This is a genomic window from Paenibacillus sp. 1_12 (genome assembly GCF_900114475.1).
Lineage (GTDB): Bacteria > Bacillota > Bacilli > Paenibacillales > NBRC-103111 > Paenibacillus_S.
The window spans coordinates 180836-202423 of sequence record NZ_FOTE01000011.1 but is presented as its reverse complement, the minus strand read 5'-3'; the positions used below and the strand labels follow the sequence as shown (position 1 = coordinate 202423).

General features: G+C 47.8%; 14 protein-coding genes and 1 rRNA gene. 3 read left to right on the top strand and 12 right to left on the bottom strand.

The window, feature by feature from the left end; all coding sequences use genetic code 11:
- From BM210_RS23070 to BM210_RS23055, 4 genes are all read right to left on the bottom strand, one after another.
- Nucleotides 1–306 (bottom strand): 16S ribosomal RNA (locus BM210_RS23070); the annotation flags it as partial.
- 647 nt (nucleotides 307–953) lie between these two features.
- Nucleotides 954–2972: an NAD-dependent DNA ligase LigA gene (gene ligA, locus BM210_RS23065; protein WP_091173960.1), complete on the bottom strand. Its 2019-nt coding sequence runs from the start codon at nucleotides 2970–2972 to the stop codon at nucleotides 954–956.
- A gap of 80 nt (nucleotides 2973–3052) precedes the next feature.
- Entirely contained in the window at nucleotides 3053–5425 is a 2373-nt protein-coding gene (gene pcrA, locus BM210_RS23060; RefSeq protein WP_091173957.1) for a DNA helicase PcrA, read from the bottom strand.
- Nucleotides 5426–5460: 35 nt separating this feature from the next.
- Complete coding sequence (locus tag BM210_RS23055) at nucleotides 5461–6144, bottom strand: heptaprenylglyceryl phosphate synthase (protein ID WP_177237961.1); 684 nt, start codon at nucleotides 6142–6144, stop codon at nucleotides 5461–5463.
- Nucleotides 6145–6355: 211 nt separating this feature from the next.
- Here BM210_RS23055 and BM210_RS23050 point away from each other — a divergent pair, with 211 nt between their 5' ends.
- Nucleotides 6356–6664 (top strand): hypothetical protein, encoded by a 309-nt coding sequence (locus tag BM210_RS23050; protein WP_091173952.1) that lies wholly within the window; start codon nucleotides 6356–6358, stop codon nucleotides 6662–6664.
- A 113-nt stretch (nucleotides 6665–6777) separates the two neighbouring features.
- Here BM210_RS23050 and BM210_RS23045 read toward each other — a convergent pair whose 3' ends face one another.
- The 3 genes from BM210_RS23045 to BM210_RS23035 all read right to left on the bottom strand — a co-directional run bounded on the left by BM210_RS23045 (nucleotide 6778) and on the right by BM210_RS23035 (nucleotide 9487).
- Nucleotides 6778–7623, bottom strand: coding sequence for a spore coat protein (locus BM210_RS23045; RefSeq protein WP_091173949.1), 846 nt, complete (start codon nucleotides 7621–7623; stop codon nucleotides 6778–6780).
- A gap of 23 nt (nucleotides 7624–7646) precedes the next feature.
- Nucleotides 7647–7892 (bottom strand): spore coat protein, encoded by a 246-nt coding sequence (locus BM210_RS23040; RefSeq protein WP_091173946.1) that lies wholly within the window; start codon nucleotides 7890–7892, stop codon nucleotides 7647–7649.
- A 68-nt stretch (nucleotides 7893–7960) separates the two neighbouring features.
- Nucleotides 7961–9487 carry a phospholipase D family protein gene (locus tag BM210_RS23035; RefSeq protein ID WP_091173942.1) on the bottom strand — a complete coding sequence of 509 codons (1527 nt, stop codon included), beginning with the start codon at nucleotides 9485–9487 and terminating at the stop codon, nucleotides 7961–7963.
- 325 nt (nucleotides 9488–9812) lie between these two features.
- On the opposite strand from BM210_RS23035, the gene BM210_RS23030 reads away from it, so the two are divergent.
- Nucleotides 9813–10352 carry a general stress protein gene (locus BM210_RS23030; protein ID WP_091173940.1) on the top strand — a complete coding sequence of 180 codons (540 nt, stop codon included), beginning with the start codon at nucleotides 9813–9815 and terminating at the stop codon, nucleotides 10350–10352.
- A gap of 233 nt (nucleotides 10353–10585) precedes the next feature.
- On the opposite strand, the gene BM210_RS23025 is transcribed toward BM210_RS23030, so the two are convergent.
- From BM210_RS23025 to BM210_RS23005, 5 genes are all read right to left on the bottom strand, one after another.
- On the bottom strand, nucleotides 10586–11563 hold the full coding sequence (locus BM210_RS23025) for a DUF4340 domain-containing protein (protein ID WP_091173938.1): 978 nt from the start codon (nucleotides 11561–11563) through the stop codon (nucleotides 10586–10588).
- The gene (locus BM210_RS23020) at nucleotides 11560–12948 is read right to left on the bottom strand and encodes a GldG family protein (RefSeq protein WP_091173935.1); all 1389 of its coding nucleotides are present in this window, start codon (nucleotides 12946–12948) and stop codon (nucleotides 11560–11562) included. Before BM210_RS23020 ends, BM210_RS23025 begins: the two co-directional genes overlap by 4 nt.
- A 142-nt stretch (nucleotides 12949–13090) precedes the next feature.
- Nucleotides 13091–13804 carry an ABC transporter permease subunit gene (locus BM210_RS23015; protein WP_177237955.1) on the bottom strand — a complete coding sequence of 238 codons (714 nt, stop codon included), beginning with the start codon at nucleotides 13802–13804 and terminating at the stop codon, nucleotides 13091–13093.
- Nucleotides 13797–15005 (bottom strand): ABC transporter ATP-binding protein, encoded by a 1209-nt coding sequence (locus BM210_RS23010; protein WP_091173993.1) that lies wholly within the window; start codon nucleotides 15003–15005, stop codon nucleotides 13797–13799. The genes BM210_RS23015 and BM210_RS23010 overlap by 8 nt, the downstream gene beginning before the upstream one ends.
- Before the next feature lie 241 nt (nucleotides 15006–15246).
- Complete coding sequence (locus BM210_RS23005) at nucleotides 15247–17811, bottom strand: U32 family peptidase (protein WP_091173934.1); 2565 nt, start codon at nucleotides 17809–17811, stop codon at nucleotides 15247–15249.
- Between the two features lie 318 nt (nucleotides 17812–18129).
- Here BM210_RS23005 and BM210_RS23000 point away from each other — a divergent pair, with 318 nt between their 5' ends.
- Complete coding sequence (locus tag BM210_RS23000) at nucleotides 18130–21567, top strand: FG-GAP repeat domain-containing protein (protein ID WP_256223943.1); 3438 nt, start codon at nucleotides 18130–18132, stop codon at nucleotides 21565–21567.
- Nucleotides 21568–21588: the final 21 nt, after the last annotated feature.

Here is a 21588-nt window from a genome sequence, read left to right as displayed (position 1 = left end):
TCACCCTCTCAGGTCGGCTACGCATCGTCGCCTTGGTGAGCCGTTACCTCACCAACTAGCTAATGCGCCGCAGGCCCATCTACAGGTCACAGATTGCTCCGTGTTTCTTGATCTCAACATGCGTCAAAATCACTTATCCGGTCTTAGCTACCGTTTCCGGTAGTTATCCCGATCCTGCAGGCAGGTTGCCTACGTGTTACTCACCCGTCCGCCGCTAACTGTTCCCGAAGGAACAATCCGCTCGACTTGCATGTATTAGGCACGCCGCCAGCGTTCGTCCTGAGCCAGGATCAAACTCTCCATTAAGGTACGTTATTCATCATAAGCCGAAGCTTCTGATGCCAACATACATATTGTAAGCTTGTCTAAAGCTCAAAATGCAAAACAACTGGCATTCAATTATCATTTGTTCAGTTTTCAAAGAGCTTTCATTACTCAAAAATTAATTATTGAGCAACTTTTATTTTTGTCGTTTGTTTACCGTGACAAGAATTTATCTTATCAGAAACAAGTGACGAATGCAACCTTTTTTTATTACTTATTTTGCATCCTTTATCGCTTCAATCGTACTTGCCTCGCAGCGACAAAAAGTAATGTAACACAAACAGCTTACTAAATGCAACTACTTTTTTAAATTTTATTTCTCAACTCACTGAAGATGATCATTATCGGTATTCTTAAGCTGAATTACAATCATTCTTTATGATGCTTCACTCGTGAAAAATCATACACAAGAAGTTGAAATAAAAGTTACCTTAGCTCCAACAAATTATTAATAACAGAATCTATGCAACTATTTTAACAAAGTAACGGAGCTAGTCACTTTACGCAAGGACTCTCTCCGTTATCTTGTCATTCATTTTAATCTACTTACTGGAAGCCTCCAGCAAAGACACCCTCGGTTACAATAAAGCCCCACAGCTTCCTCTTAACCTGGCAACCTTATTTATTCACTAAGCCTCGCCCAGCATCTCCAATAACTCCTGCTCATTATCTATTACACGTATGCCAAGATCTTGAGCCTTGGTCAGCTTGCTTCCAGCACTTTCTCCTGCGATCACGATATCCGTTTTTTTGGATACACTGCCTGTAATCTTGGCCCCCAGAGCTTCCAGCTTTTTGCCCATCTCATCGCGTCCCATTATCGAAAGCGTGCCTGTCAAAACAATAGTTTTTCCGAAAAACGGGTTGTCTGCATTCATAATGAGAGGTGCTTCCTCACTTACAGGTGTTACACCAGCCTGCAAAAGCCGCTCTATGCTGCGCTGCATAAGAGGATCACAGAAGAAACTGACAATGCTATCAGCCATAATACCACCAATATCATACAAAGCTACCAGCTCTTCGGGAGTAGCAGCCATCAGCTTATGCAAATCTCGATAATGGTCGGCCAGTACGCGAGTCGTTGTTTTCCCGGTATTCGGAATGCCGAGCGCAAACAAAAATGAAGCAAGATCGCACTGTTTGCTTTTGTTAAGCGCGGCCAGCAGGTTCTTGGCCTTCTTCTCCCCAAATCGCTCCAGCTTAATCAGATCTTCAAAGGTCAGGTCATACAGGTCAGCCGGGTCTTTGACGTTCAGCTCCGTATACAGCTGCTCCGCAGTCATTATGCTGAAGGATTCAATATCCATCGCATCACGCGACGCAAAGTGGGTAATACGCCCAATCAGCTGCGGACGGCATTCCACACGGTTCAGACAAAATAAATGAGCTCCTTTAAGCTCCAGAACGGAACCACACGATGGACAATTGACAGGAGCTACGATTTCTTCCCCATCCATATCCTCAGTCACCTTGCCTAGCAGCTCGGGAATGACGTCATTAGAACGGCGAATAAACACATGGCTGCCCAAAGCATGCTTAAGCCCTTTGCGTTCTATGTCTCCAATATTGTTCAAAGTGCAGTTTTGCACGGTGACTCCTGCGATATCAACAGGCTCCACCTTGGCTACTGGAGTTATTTTGCCTGTGCGACCGACCTCCCAGGATACAGACAGCAGCGTCGTAATGGCTTCCTCCGCTTCAAACTTGTAGGCAATCGCCCACCGAGGAAACTTATCTGTGTACCCTAATACTTCGCGTGTGCGAGTATCATTGATTTTGATGACAATTCCATCGATCAGAAAATCATAGGTATGGCGCATTGCTGTAATATTGTCCAGTTCACCTGCAGCAGCTTCTATAGAATCGTACACCTGGATCAACGGACTGACTTTGAAGCGATTGCTGCGCAAAAACTCAACCATGGCTTCATGGTTTTCAAAGCGCAGTCCATCCGTATAGCCAACCTGATAAAAATAAGCGTTGAGCTTGCGGCTGTCTGTCACCTTGGGATTCAGATTGCGTAAGGCGCCAGCCGCGGCGTTACGGGCATTTTTGAGCGGCTCAAGTGCTGTCTTGTTGTATTCCTCAAGTACGGACAAGTTCATAATACCTTCGCCCTGCACCTCAATAATTCCGTCACGATAAGGGATCTCAGAGGGGATGGAACGAATTGTTTTGACTTGCGCCAAAATCCCTTCACCAATAACACCATTACCCCGTGTTGATGCCTGAACCAGTTCACCGTGATCATAGGTTAAATTCAACGTTAATCCATCAAATTTCAATTCCATGACAAAGCTTAGCGGCGGCAGCGGATCCTCGTCATTCTGATCGTTATACTCGTTGACCAGCTTGGTAGCCCTTGTGTACCAGACCATCAGTTCGTCTTTATTTTGTGCTTTATCGAGACTCCACAAACGCGATTTGTGCCGATGCGGGTCAAAGCCCTTTAATATTTGATCCCCTACGCGCTGTGTTGGCGAATTGGGCAGGGTAACTCCCGAGGCTTTTTCCAATGCGACCAAACGATCGTAAAGCAAATCATAATCGGCATCACTGATGCTCGGTTGATCCATGGTGTAATAGAGGTGGTTATGGCTGTAGATTTCTTCAATGAGGGCTTTCATCGTCTCAAGGGAATCTGTCATAAAGTAAAACCATCCTTTCAAGGTTCGACTATGTAAAAATCGGCGCCTCCTTATTGCGAAGCGCCTTGAAGTAGCTGAATCTATTCGTTATGTCTCGTAATTGGCGCAAACTTGGCAAGGAGACGTTTCAAACCCGTAGGTGCCGGGAATGCAATCTGCAGTTCTGTGTCATCGCCTGTTCCCTTAATCATCACGACGGTGCCAATCCCCCATTTGCCATGGGCTACCTTGTCACCTGTTTTGTAATCAGTCACCTGTGCACCAGCGCTGCCTGCACCTGCTCCCGCTTGCTCACCAGGAATGGTGGAACGAACCGTTACACCGGAAGAAGGGCTCCCTGTTCCCGTACGGAAAGTAACGCTTTTGCCTGATGCTGCCGCTCCGCTGCCAAAGCTGCTGCTTGAGGACCCGAAGCCTCCGCCTGTGCTCCCATAACGGCCTTCTTTATTTCCCCAGGACGGGCTGCTTGAGCGTCCACCAATCACACCGGCAGGCGCTGCTATTTCCAGCAATTCCTCGGGAATCTCTTTCAGAAAACGCGAAGGTGCATTCATATTGGTACGCCCGAACAAGGTGCGCATTCTTGCACACGTTAAGAATAACTCCTGTTCAGCACGTGTAATGCCCACATAAGCTAGTCTGCGCTCCTCTTCCAGCTCCTCATAATCGTTGGCGGCACGGCTGTGCGGAAATACGCCTTCCTCCATACCAACAATGAACACAACAGGGAATTCCAGTCCCTTAGCACTGTGCATGGTCATGAGGACAACAGCATTGCCGGAATCGGCTTTTTCCTCCTCGGTCTCATTCATCGTATCGATGTCGGCAATTAAGGCCAAATCGGTCAGAAAGGCGATCAAGGTTTTATCTTCATTTCGCTTCTCGAATTCCATGGTGACAGACAGAAACTCATCGATATTTTCCAATCTTGCGGTTGATTCGATCGTTTTTTCACGCTGCAGCTCGATTCGATACTGAGTCAGCTCCAACAGCTTTTCCGTAAGCTCGGTAACTGATAAATAATCTACCATCCGGTGCATATTATCGATCATATCACGAAAATCGGTTAATGCATGTTTGGCCTTGGCACCTATTTCCATGCCATCGATGTCTTCCAGCTGAGCGAACAGAGAAATCCCCCTACGAGCAGCCGCTTCCGTCAATCGTTCTACGGTCGTATCCCCAATACCGCGCTTGGGCACATTGACAACCCGGACGAAGGAAATATCATCATTCGGATTGGAAATCAATCGCAAATAAGCGAGAATGTCCTTGATTTCTTTACGATCGTAGAACTTAATGCCGCCGATGATCTGGTATGGAATATCCGATTTAATGAGTATTTCCTCAATGACCCGCGATTGTGCATTCGTACGATACAAAATCGCATGATCCTGATATCTTTTGCCCGTATCTACACGCTTCTTCACTTCACTTGTGATAAAGTAGCCTTCCTCATGCTCGGAATCAGCCTGATAGAAGCGGATTTTGGCACCGCCATCCTTACTCGTCCACAGGTTCTTGGCTTTGCGGCCAGCGTTGTTGGCAATGACTTTGTTGGCTGCATTCAAGATATTAGAGGTGGAACGATAATTTTGCTCAAGCAGAATCGTTGTTGCCTTCGGATAATCATTCTCAAAATTCAATATATTGCTAATATCCGCACCACGCCACCGATAAATCGACTGATCGCTGTCACCTACAACGCAAATACGCTTGTGTTTATCCGCAAGCATCAGACAGAGCATATATTGCGCCTTGTTCGTATCCTGATATTCATCCACATGGATATATTGAAATTTATTTTGATAAAAATCAAGCACATCCGGCTCATCCTTGAACAGTTGGATTGTAACCATAATCAAATCGTCGAAATCGAGCGAGTTGTTGTGCTTAAGCTTTTTTTGATACAGCTTGTATACCTTGGCCACTACACCGTCAAAATAATCTCCGATTGCATTTTCGACCATCTCTGGTGTTTTCAGCTCATTCTTGAAGGCTCCCATGGCTGCCTGGACTGCTTTGGGCTCAAACTTTTTGGGATCGAAATTAAGCTCCTTCATACATGCTTTAATGACAGAAAGCTGATCCCCGGAATCGAGAATTGTAAAATTGGACGTAAATCCAATACGGGAAATATCCTTACGCAGCATTCGCACACACATGGAGTGGAACGTAGATACCCAAATATCCCGACCATTAGGTCCAACTAGCTTGCTGACCCGATCCTGCATTTCACGGGCCGCTTTATTCGTAAACGTAAGGGCCAGTATGCTCCAAGGAGCCGCCTTACGAGACGCAATTAAATAGGCAATCCGGTGCGTCAGCACACGGGTCTTGCCGCTTCCAGCTCCGGCCATAATCAAAAGTGGCCCTTCAACCGTCTCTACGGCTTGCTTTTGCGGTGGATTCAACGTTTGTATCGAGGCAAAAACATCCATCGTTTCATTCATTTCGTATCTACTCCTTTATTACGGCTAACTACAGCTTATTCACGACCTTTAACCGCCCCTACGGTAGCTAGCGCCTGTTCAAATGCATCATATATAACGTTGCCTACGACTATGGTATCCGCAGCTTCAGCCGCTTCACGAGCCCGATCCGGCCCATCAATTCCACCGCCGTAAAAGAGCCTTGCATCCTTGAGCAGCTCCCTTGCCCTCGACACAAGCCTCATATCGCCAAATATCCCACTGTACTCCATATATACAATCGGGCACCGGAACAGTTGATCTGCCATTCGCGCATAGGCCTCTACATCTTTGGCGTCCAGATCGGTGTCCGCTTGTGTAACCTGTGCGGCCGTTGATTCCTTATTCATCATAATGTAGCCTTCTGTCACAACCTGCTTCCAATCCAACAGTGCACCGTATTCTCTCAGAGCCTGATGATGGTGTCCAACAATCCAATTCGTATCACGGGTATTCAGGACAATAGGAATAAAAAATAAATCAAAGCCGGGTACGATTGCTTCGTGAGTGGAAATTTCCAACACACAAGGCACTTCATATCTGCGAATTCTCGCAAGTAAATCGACTGTATTATCAAACGTAACACCTGAAGAACCGCCAACCAAAATACCATCTGTTCCAGACAAGCATAAACGCTCCAACTGCTCGTCCGACAGCTCCCGATCCGGGTCTAGCTTAAATGTGTGCTTCCACTGCTTCATATCTACTAGCAAAAGGCCGTGCCCCCTATGCATTCATTCTATATTTAGCAATGATATCGTACTCGACTATGACGCTATAAAAATTAGTCTATGCTACACTGCCACAGGTGTCAAATGGCTATTAACGGATCGTCAACGGATCGCAGTGCCATACTAAAGAATACAAAAAGTTCGATAACCAATATGCCAATTATTCCATAGAGGTGAACAGATGAGGAAGCAGCGCAGTACTCATGGGACTTGTGAATTATGCAAACGCGAGCAGACGGAAACGACCTTGCATCATCTGACGCCCAAAGAATACGGAGGTAGTTTTATGCCGACGGCAGAGCTTTGTATCGTTTGCCACAAACAAATTCATGCCTTATTTACAAACGCAGAGCTGGCCGCTTCCCTCCATACGCTGGAAGCGCTCCAAGCTGATGAACAAATGTCCCGATTTCTTCGCTGGGTGCGTAAGCAGCCTTCCTCCACGCTACCGCGTATTCGAAAATCAAAACATGTACGAAAAAATAAATGATTTTAAGTAGGGTATGGATTTCATTATACAGGAGCGATCATATGTTCTCAATAAAAAAAGACACCGCTAGCTCATAGCCGGAGTCTTTCTATAGGATTTAACATTATTTGTTCCTACAATATATATTTACTGCCCGACTCGTTTGATCGATTGGACGAGGACTGCTGTGTTGACCCCTGTGAGGAATTGTCGTCATCCTGGGTGTCTGTCCAATTAAAACTATTGCCGCCGCGCGTGGATTCTGCACTATCGGAACCTGCAAACTTGGCGTTGGAAGAGCCAGTTGCTAATGAAGCAGTTGAATGGGAGGTAAGGTTCTGTCCGTAACCAGACCCGCTCATTTGAGTTTGATTCACACCCGTATTGGAACCCGAATTTGAATAATTCGACGAATAGCCTTGTCCATAGCTATTTGAACCCGGAGAGCTATTCGTTCCCTGAGATCCGTAAAAGGCTTGATTCCCTTGATTGCCCGAATATACGGGATTGGACGGATACGAGTAGGCCTGTGACTGTTGGTACGGTTGATAGGATTGATATGCCTGCTGCTCCGCTTGCTGCTGATAGAGACCAGCCTGAGAGGTGTTTGATTGCTGCAAGGATTGCTGTACAGAGGATTGCAGCTGCTCGACTTTACTGCTGTGCTGCTGCAGTTGCTGCTGAACTTCTTGCAGCGAGGCCATGTGTACGGATCCATAGCCGCTCATCTGTGAAAGTACACTGAATAACTGGGCTTGATCCTGCATCGTTTTATTCGCAAGATTTTGAAAGGTTTGGCATAAAACAGGATTGACTGCTTCCAAAGCTGCTGTCGTATATTCTCGTGCAGACCGCTTCAGCTCGGATAATAGCAGATTAGCCCAATCCTGTTCTTGCAGCAAGTTACCCTGTTGATTGTGCTGGCCTTGCTGACCTTGTTGGTTAAATGCCTGTTGGTTCGGATAGTTGGATGGGTACATCTATTCTAACACCTCCTGTCGGTTTAGTGGGTCATTTGCGATTGCTGCTGCAAGGCATTTAGCAATTGGTTGGTATAAGTGAGGCGGTCTTGAGCGATTTGGCTGAATTGCTGCTTCAGCTGCGGCGTATGTGCTTCAGAACACGCTTGTGCAGCTAATTTGGCCATCAAATCCTCATTTTTCAAGCAGTCTGATACGTATAGCAGCTCCTTGGTGCTTACCTTTCCAGCTCCAGATTGCTGTTGGTTATTTTGTTGTTGTGTGTACACAGGCATTCCCTCCTTTCATAGTTACATAAGGTAGGTTGCCCAGTATGTGGAAATGTTATGTATTCTATTTAAAAAGTAGTGAGTCCAAGCCACTCCTGTAGTCGGTACATCCAATCTTTGATCCACACGGTTTTGTCCTTGAAGGCCTCATAGTCCAATGTATAAGGAGCACCCTCGTTGTTCCATAAACGATTAAAATATTGACGCAGCTGCAGTGCCAGCCTGCTATCTCCGGGAGCGTTGAGACCCAAGTTAGTTTCCAAATTCAAATCATCGAGATTTCGCTCAGTGAAATTAGCTGAGCCGTTATTAACCATAATCCGATTGGTTTTGTCAATAAACAACAGCTTGGTATGATACTGCTCGTCCGTGCCATTATACCAACGAATCTGAATTCGATTGTCTGAAGCGTCCAGAAGCTCTTTGGCCACAGGCCGATTCGGAATTCCGATCTTATCTCGACCGAAAGCATTTTGATTCGAATCCAGTATCAGGCGAAGCTCGGCTCCGCGTTTGGATGCTCCAATCAGTGCCTTGATCACTTGGCGATCTGCTAAATAAAACATCCCCATCCAACCCCGATCCCCTACTCCCGCCTCAGACAACGACTGCAGCACATGCTTGTGAATTTTTCCTTCTGTCAATAGCTGCACTTCAATGTCGCCCTCCTCCTTAACATCAGGAATGTATTGAGGAAAATGAAACTCATCCTCGCTGCCTCTCGAAAATGCAATTACAGCCTGTTCGCTTGCCAGGGCATCCGCGATAATATCCCCTCGGACTAAAAACGCAGAGTTGGAATTATAGGCGCTTGCATCATGGGCATTGGCAGAAGGAACAATGAGCGCTCGCTCTGTAGCAATGACCTTTCGATGGTTTGCTTTCACATTCACAAGCTTTAAATAAGAACGTACCGACATGGAGGGCGCTGTATCCACCATCGGGTTTGGAAGCCATCCCTTCCCGGTTTGACCGAACCATTGGACGAACGTGCGCCAGAAGGCTGAATACGATGGGATCGAGTCACGCAGCGGATTAACATCACTGATCACAACATCGATACCTCCGGCCTTTAAACGTTCTAGCTCCGGTGGCATTGCAGAGCCATACATCGTATTGACCTCATCCGTGATAAAAATAATCGGCATGGTGGGATGCCTCTTTTTCTGCTCAAGCAGCTTCTCCGTCAATAATCCGCTAAGAGGCGTATATAAGGTCCCTTCCTTGTAATAGCTGTTAAATAAAAACATATCAATGACAATAAACTGCTCCGCTTCATCAATAACCTGGAATACCCGATCAAAGATCATCGTTTCCTGTATAGGCAATACGGGTTTTTTGTAGGTCAGATCATAGAGAAACTCTACATCCTTTACATGATGTACAGGGCCTTCCATAGAAAGGCCCGGAGGCAGCGGCTTGTGTGTTTGATAAATCATGACGATAGTCAACCAAAGGATAATCAGGCACAAAGAAATCAGAAGCCGCCTTTGTTTATTGCGAATTGTCCGGGAACGTGATGGGAGTTTCTCCGAGGAGTTGTTGTTCAGATCTTGTTGAGAAGCTGATTGGTGCTGACTATGATCCGCTTCCATGTAGCCTCTCTCCTTTTATACGTATAATATTTCTTGAAATATGGCGAGCTCCTCTGATCAGAAAGACAGTGCTCCTACTTACATACTCTCTATGCAGCTTTCTGAAACAAAAATATGTCCTCTAGTGGCTGTAAAAAGCATACAAATAGCAAAGTTTCATTTTTAGATGAGCGGGTAAATACATATTGCAACGAGCGTTACTGGGTACCTCAAGGTGCCTGGGAATCATTAAGAAATAGGCAAGAACAACGTCTAGAGTGAGCTTAAGCAATGATGCGAACGGGTTCAACCAGTTCAGCAACCATATTCTAGGGAGGTAATAATCATGAATAACGAAAAGAAAATTGTTGGTGTATTCAAGTCGGAGCAGGAAGCTGTGAAAGCGATCGAATCTTTGAAACGTCAGGGCTATACTTCGAACGATATTTCAATTATTGCCCGAAATAAGGATGATGTTGCAGCTGTTACAGATCAAACCGGAACGAAAGCTCCAGAAGGCATGGCCACTGGCGCGGCTACCGGAGGTTTGTTAGGTGGTGCTGCCGGCTTACTGGCGGGTCTCGGTTTGCTGGCTATTCCGGGAATTGGTCCTATTCTTGCAGCTGGTCCTATCGCGGCCACACTTACAGGCGCTGCCGTAGGGGCAGGTGCCGGGGGACTCGTTGGTGGATTAATCGGACTCGGTATTCCTGAGGAAGAGGCTAGACAGTACAACAATTATGTTGATGAAGGCAATATCCTCGTATTGGTTGATTCCGATGCTAATCGTGATCACTATACTTACGACACCTTCCGTGAAAATAATTCTTTGAATGCTAATACTTATGATCGTTCATTTAACACGACAGGCAGCCGTTATAATTAAGTGTACGCCTGTAGTTATAATCCATAGGTTCAGCTCAAAAAACCGTGCCAACGACTTGGACACGGTTTTTTGAGCTGAATCTATACACCTCTATGCTCGTTCTATTGGTTTTGTCACCCTATTTTTTCCCTAATCGACTATAGACCAGGTTAAATGTAACAGCAAGAACCCGTATTCAACCTTGACAGGCGATACGGGTGCTATGCTGGAATCGTCGTGATTCCCTACAGTCATTATTGAGCAGCCTTCGGCTGTTCTGCCGGTGGTTGTCCCTCAGTCTGTACTTGTGGGGCAGAAGGTGGATTGCCTTTATCTGCAAGCTCTTGTATGGAAGCTATAGGAACGGCGTACGCCCACTCACTGCCTTCCTTGCTAAACCATACGGTATCTTGCTGAAGCTTGCCAAGATAAACGTCCGTGATTTCCTTCTTGGCTGCATCCACCAGCTTAACCTCGACGCGAAGCTCAGGCGGATCCAGCTTGACCTCAGTCGTTCGCTTGGCTGGCTGCGCGGTACTGAGCATCTGCAGCTTGTCGATAACCTGAGTCGCATCCGCAGCCTTGAGCGTCTGCTCACCCAGCTTCCAATCGGACTCATAAGATTTTTTGTCAGCATCGGTTTTGGTCATGGTCCATTTCTGTCCCTTCCAATCGACCGTCATCGCACGCAGCTGTTCATAATCAAGCTTAACCGGATCTTTGTCCATAAAATCGATTTGGCTCAAGGCGAGCGGCTGTGTCTTGGAATCACTGAGCTGGAATACCTCAGGTGAACCGCTGAACATGGCATAATGAAAGCCTTGAATCACTACCGGGTCGCCCACACTTAGCGTATGGACAGCACCATTTTGCAGCGTGACCTTAAATTGCTGAGCTGGTTTATCCAGACCAAATGGCGCCAAATCAGCCGCATTCGCATCCACCGTTTTATCTTTGCTAAGGGCAATGAAAGATTCAACCCAACCATCTGCGCTAAATTTATCGAGCGGCAATGGTGAGGGCTTGGTCATCGTCCAATTTCCTTCTTTACGCTGCATTTCAATTTCGTTGTCACCGTTTTTTATCGAATAACTCGCTACTTCGTCCTTATTGATCGTGACAAGCGCTGCTGACGGCTCCGGCTTCTCCTTGAAAAAATCCTTGCTCTGTGCGTACCAGAAGCCGCCAACACACAGGATCACAAGTATAAGTGTCGGAATAAGCCGCTTCATCCTTTTCTCCTCCTCCACCAAACCGTACCGCCGACGATCAAGAAGAGTAACGGGAATACAAGTAAAGTACCGTACAAAATCGTATTCGCCTGACTTTCTGTAATCAAAGCTTGCTGCAAGGCGTCACCCTCACGCGGACGAATCGTTACTTGATCCTTTTGCTCCTGCAGCCAGCCTACACTGTTAAGCGCAAAGTCGCGGTTTCCTTGCTGCTGCAGAACCTCGTCAGCGAAGAACGAAGAACCTCCCAATACGACTGCCTTAGGCTTCTGCTCCTTCGTTTCAACCACATAGCCGAGATTAAGCGGGCCTTTAATGTCCTTATCGTCCTTGGACGTGCGGTTATTCATGAGCTGTGCAATATCGGTTTCCCCATACGCCGCTTCTGTTGTCTTAAGAATTGATGTAACCGGAAAATCGGCTACCGGCTGGTCCGCATTAATCGATACCGCTAAATTCATCATCGTTAACAAATTGTAATCCTGCAGTTTCTTGGTAATGTCATGGAAGCCGTATTCAGGAATGATCGTCAGCGGATCGTACAGCTTGCTCTGCTTGGGCTCAACTGCTATCGCATGCTGATCCTTGATTCCGTATTGCGCAAGCAGGCTGTCGATATTTTTCCATTGAGTTGCCATATCCTTATTGAAGCCAAGGGCCATATACAGCTTACCCTTGCCCTTCAAATATTCGTTGATAACGCTCGTTTCTTTATCGCTGATATCCGTATTCGGACCAATGATGAACAGCACCTCGGCATCATCGGGAATTTTGCCCTCACGCAGCAAATTCAGATCAGCGACCTCGTAATTTTCGCCTTCCAGTCCGGTTTTCCACAAATTCATTTGATTGAGTGGAATTTCATTATGACCAGACAGGAAATAAATTTTACTTTTGGTCTTGGCATTCAAATTGACCAGTGCTTGAGTCAGCTTTTCTTCTCCGCTGAATTTGTATTCACCCTGCTGCTGGCCGGGAAGAAACATGTCGGAGTAGTACAGGATTTTCTTCTGCGTACCGCTTTCCAGTACAAGCGTTCCCGCCGGGTCAACATCATACTGCTTGGCCATTGCCGGCTGTTTCACGATATCGTAATCGTCGGAGACAATTTTGGCGTTGCGCTTCTTGTACTCCTGAATCAGCTCATCCACCTGACGTTTGATATACGGATTGGTTTGGTCACTCGTCAAGGTGATGAAATGAACGTCTTTATCAAGTGATTTTAACGTTTCCGTCGTTTTATCGGATAGGGTGAACTTTTTATTTTGCGTTAAATCGACCTGCAAATTTTTCGTGGAGCTGAGAAAAATGGTCAGGACGATGAAAATACCGATTACCGCGAGCGATAGTACAACGGCATTCGTACCGCGAATCCACTTATTCACTTGGACTTTCCCCCTTCGAGTTTCGCTTTAGCGAAACTAACATCGTAAGCATAGACTAGGTTTTGCTTAGCAAAACTTTCTTTGTAAGCGCTGGCTGAGTTTCACTTTAACGAAACTAACTTCGTAAGCGCTGTTTCCTGATTTACCTCCAGCGTTTTCTCTCCAGTACCTGGATGCTGAGCACGATAAACACGATAATCAAGGTAATATAAAACAATATATCGGCAAAATTCAGGACGCCCTTCTGCAAATTGGCACCACGGCCGACTATGGAAAATAAATTGAGATAGTCCTTAAGCTTACCGCCAAACAAATCTCCTAACCATTCCACCGTCCAAAGCATTAACAGAATGGCAAAAGCGACAATGCCAGTAACCATCTGATGGGCAGATAAGGATGATGCGAACAGTCCTACAGACATCATAGCCGCCCCGATTAGGAACATGCTCAAGTAGGATAGCCAAAGAATGGGCTGATCCAGCGTTCCGTAAGCACTCATTATCCACGGATAAATTAGACAACCCGCCACAAGCATGAATTGTACAACGGCGGCAGCCAAGTATTTACCAATAATAATCTCGGTGATGCTCGCGGGCGATGTCAGCAGCAGCTCATCAGTACCTTGACGCAGCTCATCGGACATCAGTCTCATCGTCAGCAGCGGAATAATCAGCAGAAACACGAATGTTACTGTACCGATTACCGGTCGAACATCAACAATATTAGGTGGGTACAGGAAATTGGCACTGAAAAAATAACCCGAAATCAGGAAAAAGAAAGCGAACGCCGCGTATGCTGTCGGCGAGTAAAAATATAGCTGCAGCTCTTTTTTGCAAATCGCTCCTATTCTACGCATTCGGATTCCCCTCCTTGTCCTCATGAGAAGAAGCCGTGTCAGAGCCGTTGTCGTTCTTCGATTGATCGGATAAGACGGAAGCAGTTCCTCCAGAAACACCATCACCTGACGCACTGGTTTCAATGGCTTCATTCGTTGTCAGCTTGAGGAAAATATCCTCCAAGCTCAAGCTCTCCTTGCGCATCGCCAGGATGGGATACCGCCGCTCCGCCATGCGGTAGAAGATCGCTTCGCGTATGTCCGCACGGTCCGCAGCGGACACAAGCACCCGCACGGTCGGCTCCGCCGTAACCGTGGAAGACAATGCCTGCCTTGCCGCAGGCTCGGCTGGCACAGCTTCCGCGCCCACGCTGTGCTCGGGCGCGTCTGAATTCGGCTGCTGCGTATGCGCAGCCGAATCGGTCGCTGCCGGCTCTGCGGCAGCGAGTACATCCGCCAGCGGCTTCACGCTGGCGATCTGCGGCAGGCTGCGCAGCTCGGCCAGAATGGCCTCGCGCGGCCCTTTCACTTCAAGCGAGACCTCGAAAGTCTCGCCCATCGATTGCGCCAGCTGATCGGGATGACCATCCAGCACGATGCGCCCTTGATTAATAATCAATACGCGATTACATAACGTGTTAATCTCCGGCAGGATATGCGTACTCAGCAGCACCGTATGGTTTTCACCCAGCTCGCGAATGAGTTGACGGATTTCAATAATCTGCTTAGGATCCAGCCCTGAGGTGGGTTCATCCAAAATCAATAAATCCGGATTGTGCAAAATCGCCTGTGCCAGCCCCATCCGCTGCTTATAGCCTTTGGACAAGCTGCGCATGATCTGACGCTCCCGCCCCTGTAAGCCAAGCCGCTCGATGACCTCACCAATGCGATGTTTTTGCTGCTTCACAGGAATCCCGCGAAGATCGGCAATAAATTGCAAATACGACTGTACCGACATTTCCGGGTACAACGGCGGCGTTTCCGGCAAATAACCGATCTTTTGCCGGGCTTTCTTCGGATGATCAGCCATCGATAAACCGTCAATCGCGATCGATCCATGAGTCGGATTCAAATAGCCGGTAATCATCCGCATGGTCGTCGTTTTTCCTGCCCCGTTCGGTCCCAGAAAACCGACAATTTCACCGCGGTTCATGGAAAAGTCGATGCTGTGGACCCCTCTTTGGTTCTCATACAATTTGCTGACCTGTTTTACCTCAAGCACCTCAAAACCTCCATTCAAAACGAATTGTGCCTTCTTCAAGCCATGTCCATTTTTCTGTCTGCTTAACCAAACCATCCATAATATACAAGCCAAACAATAAGCCCAGCTTAAACGAATCTGAAAATTCGCTTAAAATAATGTGTCTAAATTGTGAACAAAAAAAGGACAGTTAGACCCTCGTTACAAAGGGTTCTAACTGCCTATTTCCATAGATTCTTCTATATACACTACAATTCATTAATTATTTATTCAAAAGCTGTCCTCTTGTGACGCCCAATTGATTGGTGGCTTTCAATGTTTTCCATACTTGAGTTCCACTAATCTCACCACTGAGTGCACGCTCATACAAGGAAATCACCTCTTTGACCTTATCCCCTGTTTCCTCCAAAAACTCAATACGGAAGGAGGAAATACCTAAATCAATGAAATTGCGCACATATTCAGCTCCGGATTGATCTACTGCATTATATACTGTATTCCGGCAGCCTTCATCAACCCTTACCGGATGTGACATGCCAACACGATCCTGAAGTGAAATACTGTGGTCCTCGCAAGGACGTCCACAGTTCGTATAGTCTGTTCCTTCGCTGAGGAATGTACAATATACACAATGCTCGGTATGGAACATAGGCATATGCTGATGAATAACGACTTCCAGCTTCGAGGTATCCGCTGCATGCAGCAGGTCGACCATTTGCTGGATATTCAAATCATAGGATGGTGTAATTTTGTTCAATCCCGCTTCAAGGAACAGCGCCGCTGTTTTATGATTGGCGACATTTAGGGAAAAATCTCCGATCAACTCCGGATGCTGCTCATTTGGCTGTTCAAGCCGCTGCTTTAGATAGAAATATACAGCTCCTGTGTTACGAACCAGAATCGCATCCGGCTTCAGCTTCGAAATATTACGGAAATATCCGGTTTCCCCCGGCATATGAATGCGCGGTGTTGCAAGCGCAATTCGCTTACCGGCACGACGGGCTGCTTCGACTGCTGCGGGAAATTGCTTAATAAATTCAAAATCAGCAATCACCATATCGACATTAGTCGCTAGAGCCGCTTCAATCTGCTCCAGACTGCGGCATAAAGCGGTCATTTGTACACGAGGAGCAGCAGCAGAAAGACGGGCCGATGCTTCCGAAAATCCCGATACGGCAGAAGGAAGCTGCTTCTGCTGAGGAGCACGCTCAGGAACATCTGCATACGCATCGACATTGCGCTTCACGTAAGCCCGCGGACGCTGACGCTCAGTCTCAAGCAGCTCTACAGCGCGGCGGCGCATGCCGTTAAGCTCGCGCATCGGTACGATGAGCTCACCCTCCAGCTGCACATCCAGCGCTCCAAGCTCTAGTATCGTGCCGCCCAGTCGGCCAAGCTGCTCTGCGAACAGCGCTTCATCCATTGGACGCTTTTGTGCCTGAACCAGCGGCAGCTCCGACTCCACGTAGACGGTATGTCCTGTACGTGTGTCGGTCCACCAGCTGCGAAGCGGTTCGCCTAGCGCTCCGGTTACTTTAATATTCACCGGAAAGGTGCGATAAGGCCGATCATTTTCAAACGATTGGCGCAGTCTTTTATCCAGATGGGGATCGTTCGTTTTCCAAATCCGGTCTCCCACATGCAGACGTCTCAAGTCGACATCATTACGTCCGGCAATAATTTCGATCAAGCCGCCTGCGGCTTCACCTTCCAGCTTTACACCTCTGCGGCGAATGTCGTAAACACGGCCGCCTTCTTCTTTTTTCGTAGGATCTCCAGCATCAAAGCAGATACCATCACCGCGTTTAACTGGAGCCTCCAGCTCGCAAACCACGCCATCACGCAAAATTTGCTTAACACGTCCTAGATAAATACCGCGGCTTTTCGGATAAGTACCTTCTACGAGCTGCTTATTATTTGTACCCTTTAAAAATCCGTACGTAAATCCGCGAGAGAAGCTTTGCTCCAATTCGCGCAGCTCTTCCTTGCTTGGTCTCACATCGCCCCCATCAAAATAGCGGTCGATTGCTAGCCGGTATTTGCTAACTACGTTAGCCACATACTCAGGGCTTTTCAAACGGCCTTCGATCTTAAAGGAGGTCACACCCGCTTCGATCAGCTCCGGAACCAGCTCAAGCGCCGCCAAATCCTTTGGTGACAGCAGATACGCGATATCACCCATCGGCTTTTGCTCCCCATCCACCATCAGATCATACGGCAAACGGCAAGCCTGCGCACATTCTCCACGGTTGGCTGAACGGCCTCCCCACATTTCCGAGGTCAGGCACTGCCCTGAGTACGAAACGCATAAAGCGCCATGCACGAACACTTCCATCGGCAGCTTCGCCTGGTCGCCAATTTGTTTGATCTGCTTGAGATTGTTTTCACGCCCCAAAACGACCCGTTCGATATCCCAAGGCTTAGTAAACTCGACAGCCTCTGGCGAGGTGATCGTCATTTGTGTTGAACCGTGAATAGGAAAATCTGGCGAAATGTCGCGAATCATCTTCACTAAACCCAGATCCTGCACGATAACCGCATCCACACCTGCCTCGATACAGGCTTCAATCAGCTTTTGCGCTTCTCTTAACTCTTCCTCAAATACCAATATATTAAATGTCAAAAATCCCTTCACCCCATACAAATGAAGAAAGGACATAATATCCGGCAAATCATCCATTAAAAAATTGTTGGCTCTTGCCCGCGCATTGAATTTTTCCACTCCGAAAAATACAGCATCAGCCCCATTGGCCACGGCTGCCCGTAAACAATCCCAGTCTCCGGCGGGTGCCAGTAATTCAATATCCGATCGTTTAATTGTTGTCATGCTTATATGCCTCCGAATGTTGTTCCATTTGCAAGTGCCCCGTAAACCAAGTACTCGCAGTGATCTTTCTAATTTAACATGCGCCCTTATGCGTACAGCTCAATACGAGCTTCTATATATACAGTGTAACAGAATTGTCAAGTCTAAAGCCACTGGAATTGCCTTCATAAATGGTAAAAATCATATAAAAACGCCGGAAAATTAGCCTTTTGTTCAACTTTAGCCGCTCTTCGCGCAAGTCTCTCATAAGTTAACAAAGATCTGCATCCATGATATACTATTTGAGTAGTTTAACCGAATTAAAATTGAGGGGTTTTTTTGAAGTTAACCAAAGTCCGGATTACAGGTGCAGTTATCAGTCTCCTAATAATCCTTATCGCGCTTGTTTGGCTGTTTGTTTCTAATAAAGATTTGTCAATTCGCATGGTCTACATCACAAATGGTGAAAGCTTCGATACAGCGGCATACGGGCAGTTGAACCAGTCATTGGTTGCCAATTTACAGCTGGAACGACAGTCCATTGAGAAGCTAAACTTACGGCAATTAAAAACTTATCATACCGTATACGTAGATCCTTCCCTGCACGGAGCTTTATCCGTACAGCAGGTCGATATGCTGCAAAGCTATGTATCACAGGGTGGACACTTGTTCCTTGAAAATGGCTTGGTCTCGGATTTTCCATTAGATTTTATTGGTGCCAAGCAGTTGGTGGGACTCACTCCACCGGATAAGATGAAAGCAAGTACACAGCCTCAGGAAGCAGGCTGGTCGTCTTTTCAGTATCCAGAGGTCGAGCTGAATTTGCAGGCTATCCAGCAGCTATTCCGCCAGTTTACGGATAATTACTTGCAGCATGACGGTTTGGCTGATCTAGGTCGCTTTTCTTGGGGACAAGGACTGCTCGTATCTACGGCGGAGCCCATCGTTACACTGAATGATACAACATTGTTCGCATTGAACCGATACGGACAAGGAACGGTTTTGGTCAGCAGCGCCCTGCTGCCTAATCGTTATTATATTACCGGCTATGATTTGGCTGGCGGTATGGATGCAGCGCTTGGCTTCACCAAGCTTGCTGAGACGATGAACAAGAACAGCAAGCCTTCGGATGGAGCCTTATATTTTGACCGAACCCAGCTGCCCTTGGCGCCTTATTTTCATTTCACGTTCTCTACAGGCAGTGCGCTGCTTCGCAGTGAATATGCGGCCTTTGTATCCAAGGAGACGTTCGGCTACAGTGTGAAAAAGGTACTCGGTCCTTATGGCCGACCTGCTATGGCCCATCAGAATCATTTTGAGGCGATTGAAGCGATTCGGGACGGTGAGGGTATTCAATGGGCGGAATTATTGAAGACATATAATCAGCTTCCATCGTTTTCACTGGTTCGTTCCTCTTTCCATTGGGGACTATGGCAGGAATCCGTGGTCATTCACTTAAATACGGGCACGAATGAAAAGCCGCAGTTTGTTGGTGAAACGGTTAACTCATTCTACTCCAGCGGCACTCGTCTAATGAGTGACGGGCGTCCCGTCCAGCTTGCTCGCGATCCCAACTATCATTCGCTGGGAGACGCCTTCAAAGAGCCTTACCGTGCCTATCCGGCACTAGTTGATCTTGATGGCGACGGGCTCCCCGAACTGATAGTCGGGTCATCGGATGGTTCGATCTATGCTTACCGTAACCTGGGTTCGCAGCCAGAAGCTTATGCCGGGCAGGTCATGCCGGTAATTGGAGACACTGGCGAAGGCAGTAAAAGCGTGAAAGAGCCGCTTGTAGGCGGCAACACAGCGAAGGGCGAGCAAGAAGCGCGGAAGAGCGACATTGCTGCGGGGAGTAAGAGCACTAGCATTGCGGCACCCGATGCTTTCGGGAAGCGCGAGCCATTGCGACTGGTGAATGGGCAGCCGCTGCAAACCGGATCATACGCAAGCGTAGCCGCGTATGACCTGAACGCCGAAGGTAGGCCGGATCTTATCCTCGGCCTACCGGATGGCACGCTTGCCGTCGCCTATGGCGCAGCCGGCGGCGCGTTTACACCGCCTGCCCCGCTTCTGGCGGGCGGGCAGGTCATTCGAGCCACAGCACCCGTGGCTGTGGCTGTGGGTGACACCACCGGCGACGGCGTTCCCGACCTCATAGTCGGGGATGCCGCAGGCGGTGTAACGCTCTATCGCGGCCAACGCGCAGCGGGCCGAGTCGGCGCCGCTGGCGCTGGCTCCGGCACAGCCGGGGAGCCGCTTGCCTTTGAGCCAGGCAGCCTGTTGTTCAGGCTGCCGGCGTCCTACGCCGCGCCATCGCTACACGATGTAAACGGCGATGGCCGACCTGAGCTTGTGGTCGGCAGCTCCGAAGGCGATCTGCGTGTATATACGCAAATTGCAAATGGTCAGTGGGAGCCTACCGGCGTGCTAGAAGGCTCTACGCTCAATCAGCTCGGTAATCATGCCCTTGTCGGTGGACATAATTCCGTACCGCTCTGGTACGATCTCAATCACGATGGCAAGGATGATCTGATTGTGGGACAGCTCGAATTCGGGATGCCAACGACCGTAGATGATCCCAAATTCCCTTACGCCGAGCAATTGCAGGCTTTCATTCAATATAACAAGGATCATTATCTTGAATTGTATCCGCATCTATTTTTCCATAATTTCACAAGCGATGCGCAGGAAAAAGCCGAGCTTGCACTGCATCGACAAGCCTTTGACCGGCTCGGTATTCCCTGGAATATGCCAGGAACCAATCAGCATACGTGGCGGATTAATAATCCAGATCCCACACAAACGCTGCGCAATGAACGGGATGCGGGGATATGGTTTAACTTCGGCTTTAGACCCGCTAATATCCCTAACGAGCCACGGCTTGGTGTGCAGTACAATTGGGGAATGCCATTCTTAATGACCGATTCGGCAACGGGTCTGCCGAGCCAGCCTCCAATGCTGTTGAGTACACCTGCACCGGTGCTTAGGCTTGATCCGCAGTATACGACGGAGGATTTGTTCCAGTCCTATATTGCACAAGATATGCCCATTGATTATTTCGAGCATATCGAATATCGTTTTCCAAGTCGTGTTGGCGAACTGCTTGAATTCGTGAAGTTTTTGGATCAAATTCGCAACGAACACAGCTACAACTTTATGTCAGAGACGCAGATGGCACGCTCGGTGCTCAATACCTTAACCACACAGGTAACCATTTATCGTCCCTGGAGCGAGGTTGTTTTGGATCGGTTCAAGCATATGTTGGGCATGCATACGGAACCAACGATTCGCATCAAGCCGCTTACACAAGGCGTGCCTGTACAGGCTGCCGAATATAAAGGGACGCTTGGCGTTTCCATTGAGCGTGGTCAAGCCTACGCGGATCGTCCGTTGTCAACAGAATCAGATATTTCAGATTGGCGTAATGATAAACTGTATGTAGGCGTGCCGTTAACTACACTTGTCCGTTTTAACGATGCCAAGACAGCTGACTCTGTTCAAACATCCAGCAGCTTATCCGACGCCGTTCCTGCTAACGTTCTTTTACAGTCATCAGGTCCGCATCTGCTGCGCAGCAATGTGCCTTATACCCTGCACAAAGCTTCCAAGGAGTGGAAGCTTGAGCTTCAAGCGGCAGGCATGCAGCAAATACAGCTGAGAAGCACAATTCCTCTTCACATCGAAGGCGATCAGCTTCAGGTCGTACAGGATGATAGCAATCTATATACCGTAACCCATTTTGGCGCGGCTACGACGATCCTGATTCACTACTGATCAGTCTCACAAGTGTTGTTT

What these genes read in the sequence shown, in the direction of transcription:
- ligA (WP_091173960.1), bottom strand. Translation starts at nt 2,972, where the DNA reads ATGACAGATTCCCTTGAGACGATGAAAGCCCTCATTGAAGAAATCTAC.
- pcrA (WP_091173957.1), bottom strand. Translation starts at nt 5,425, where the DNA reads ATGAATGAAACGATGGATGTTTTTGCCTCGATACAAACGTTGAATCCA.
- BM210_RS23055 (WP_177237961.1), bottom strand. Translation starts at nt 6,144, where the DNA reads ATGAAGCAGTGGAAGCACACATTTAAGCTAGACCCGGATCGGGAGCTG.
- BM210_RS23050 (WP_091173952.1), top strand. Translation starts at nt 6,356, where the DNA reads ATGAGGAAGCAGCGCAGTACTCATGGGACTTGTGAATTATGCAAACGC.
- BM210_RS23045 (WP_091173949.1), bottom strand. Translation starts at nt 7,623, where the DNA reads ATGTACCCATCCAACTATCCGAACCAACAGGCATTTAACCAACAAGGT.
- BM210_RS23035 (WP_091173942.1), bottom strand. Translation starts at nt 9,487, where the DNA reads ATGGAAGCGGATCATAGTCAGCACCAATCAGCTTCTCAACAAGATCTG.
- BM210_RS23030 (WP_091173940.1), top strand. Translation starts at nt 9,813, where the DNA reads ATGAATAACGAAAAGAAAATTGTTGGTGTATTCAAGTCGGAGCAGGAA.
- BM210_RS23025 (WP_091173938.1), bottom strand. Translation starts at nt 11,563, where the DNA reads ATGAAGCGGCTTATTCCGACACTTATACTTGTGATCCTGTGTGTTGGC.
- BM210_RS23015 (WP_177237955.1), bottom strand. Translation starts at nt 13,804, where the DNA reads ATGCGTAGAATAGGAGCGATTTGCAAAAAAGAGCTGCAGCTATATTTT.
- BM210_RS23005 (WP_091173934.1), bottom strand. Translation starts at nt 17,811, where the DNA reads ATGACAACAATTAAACGATCGGATATTGAATTACTGGCACCCGCCGGA.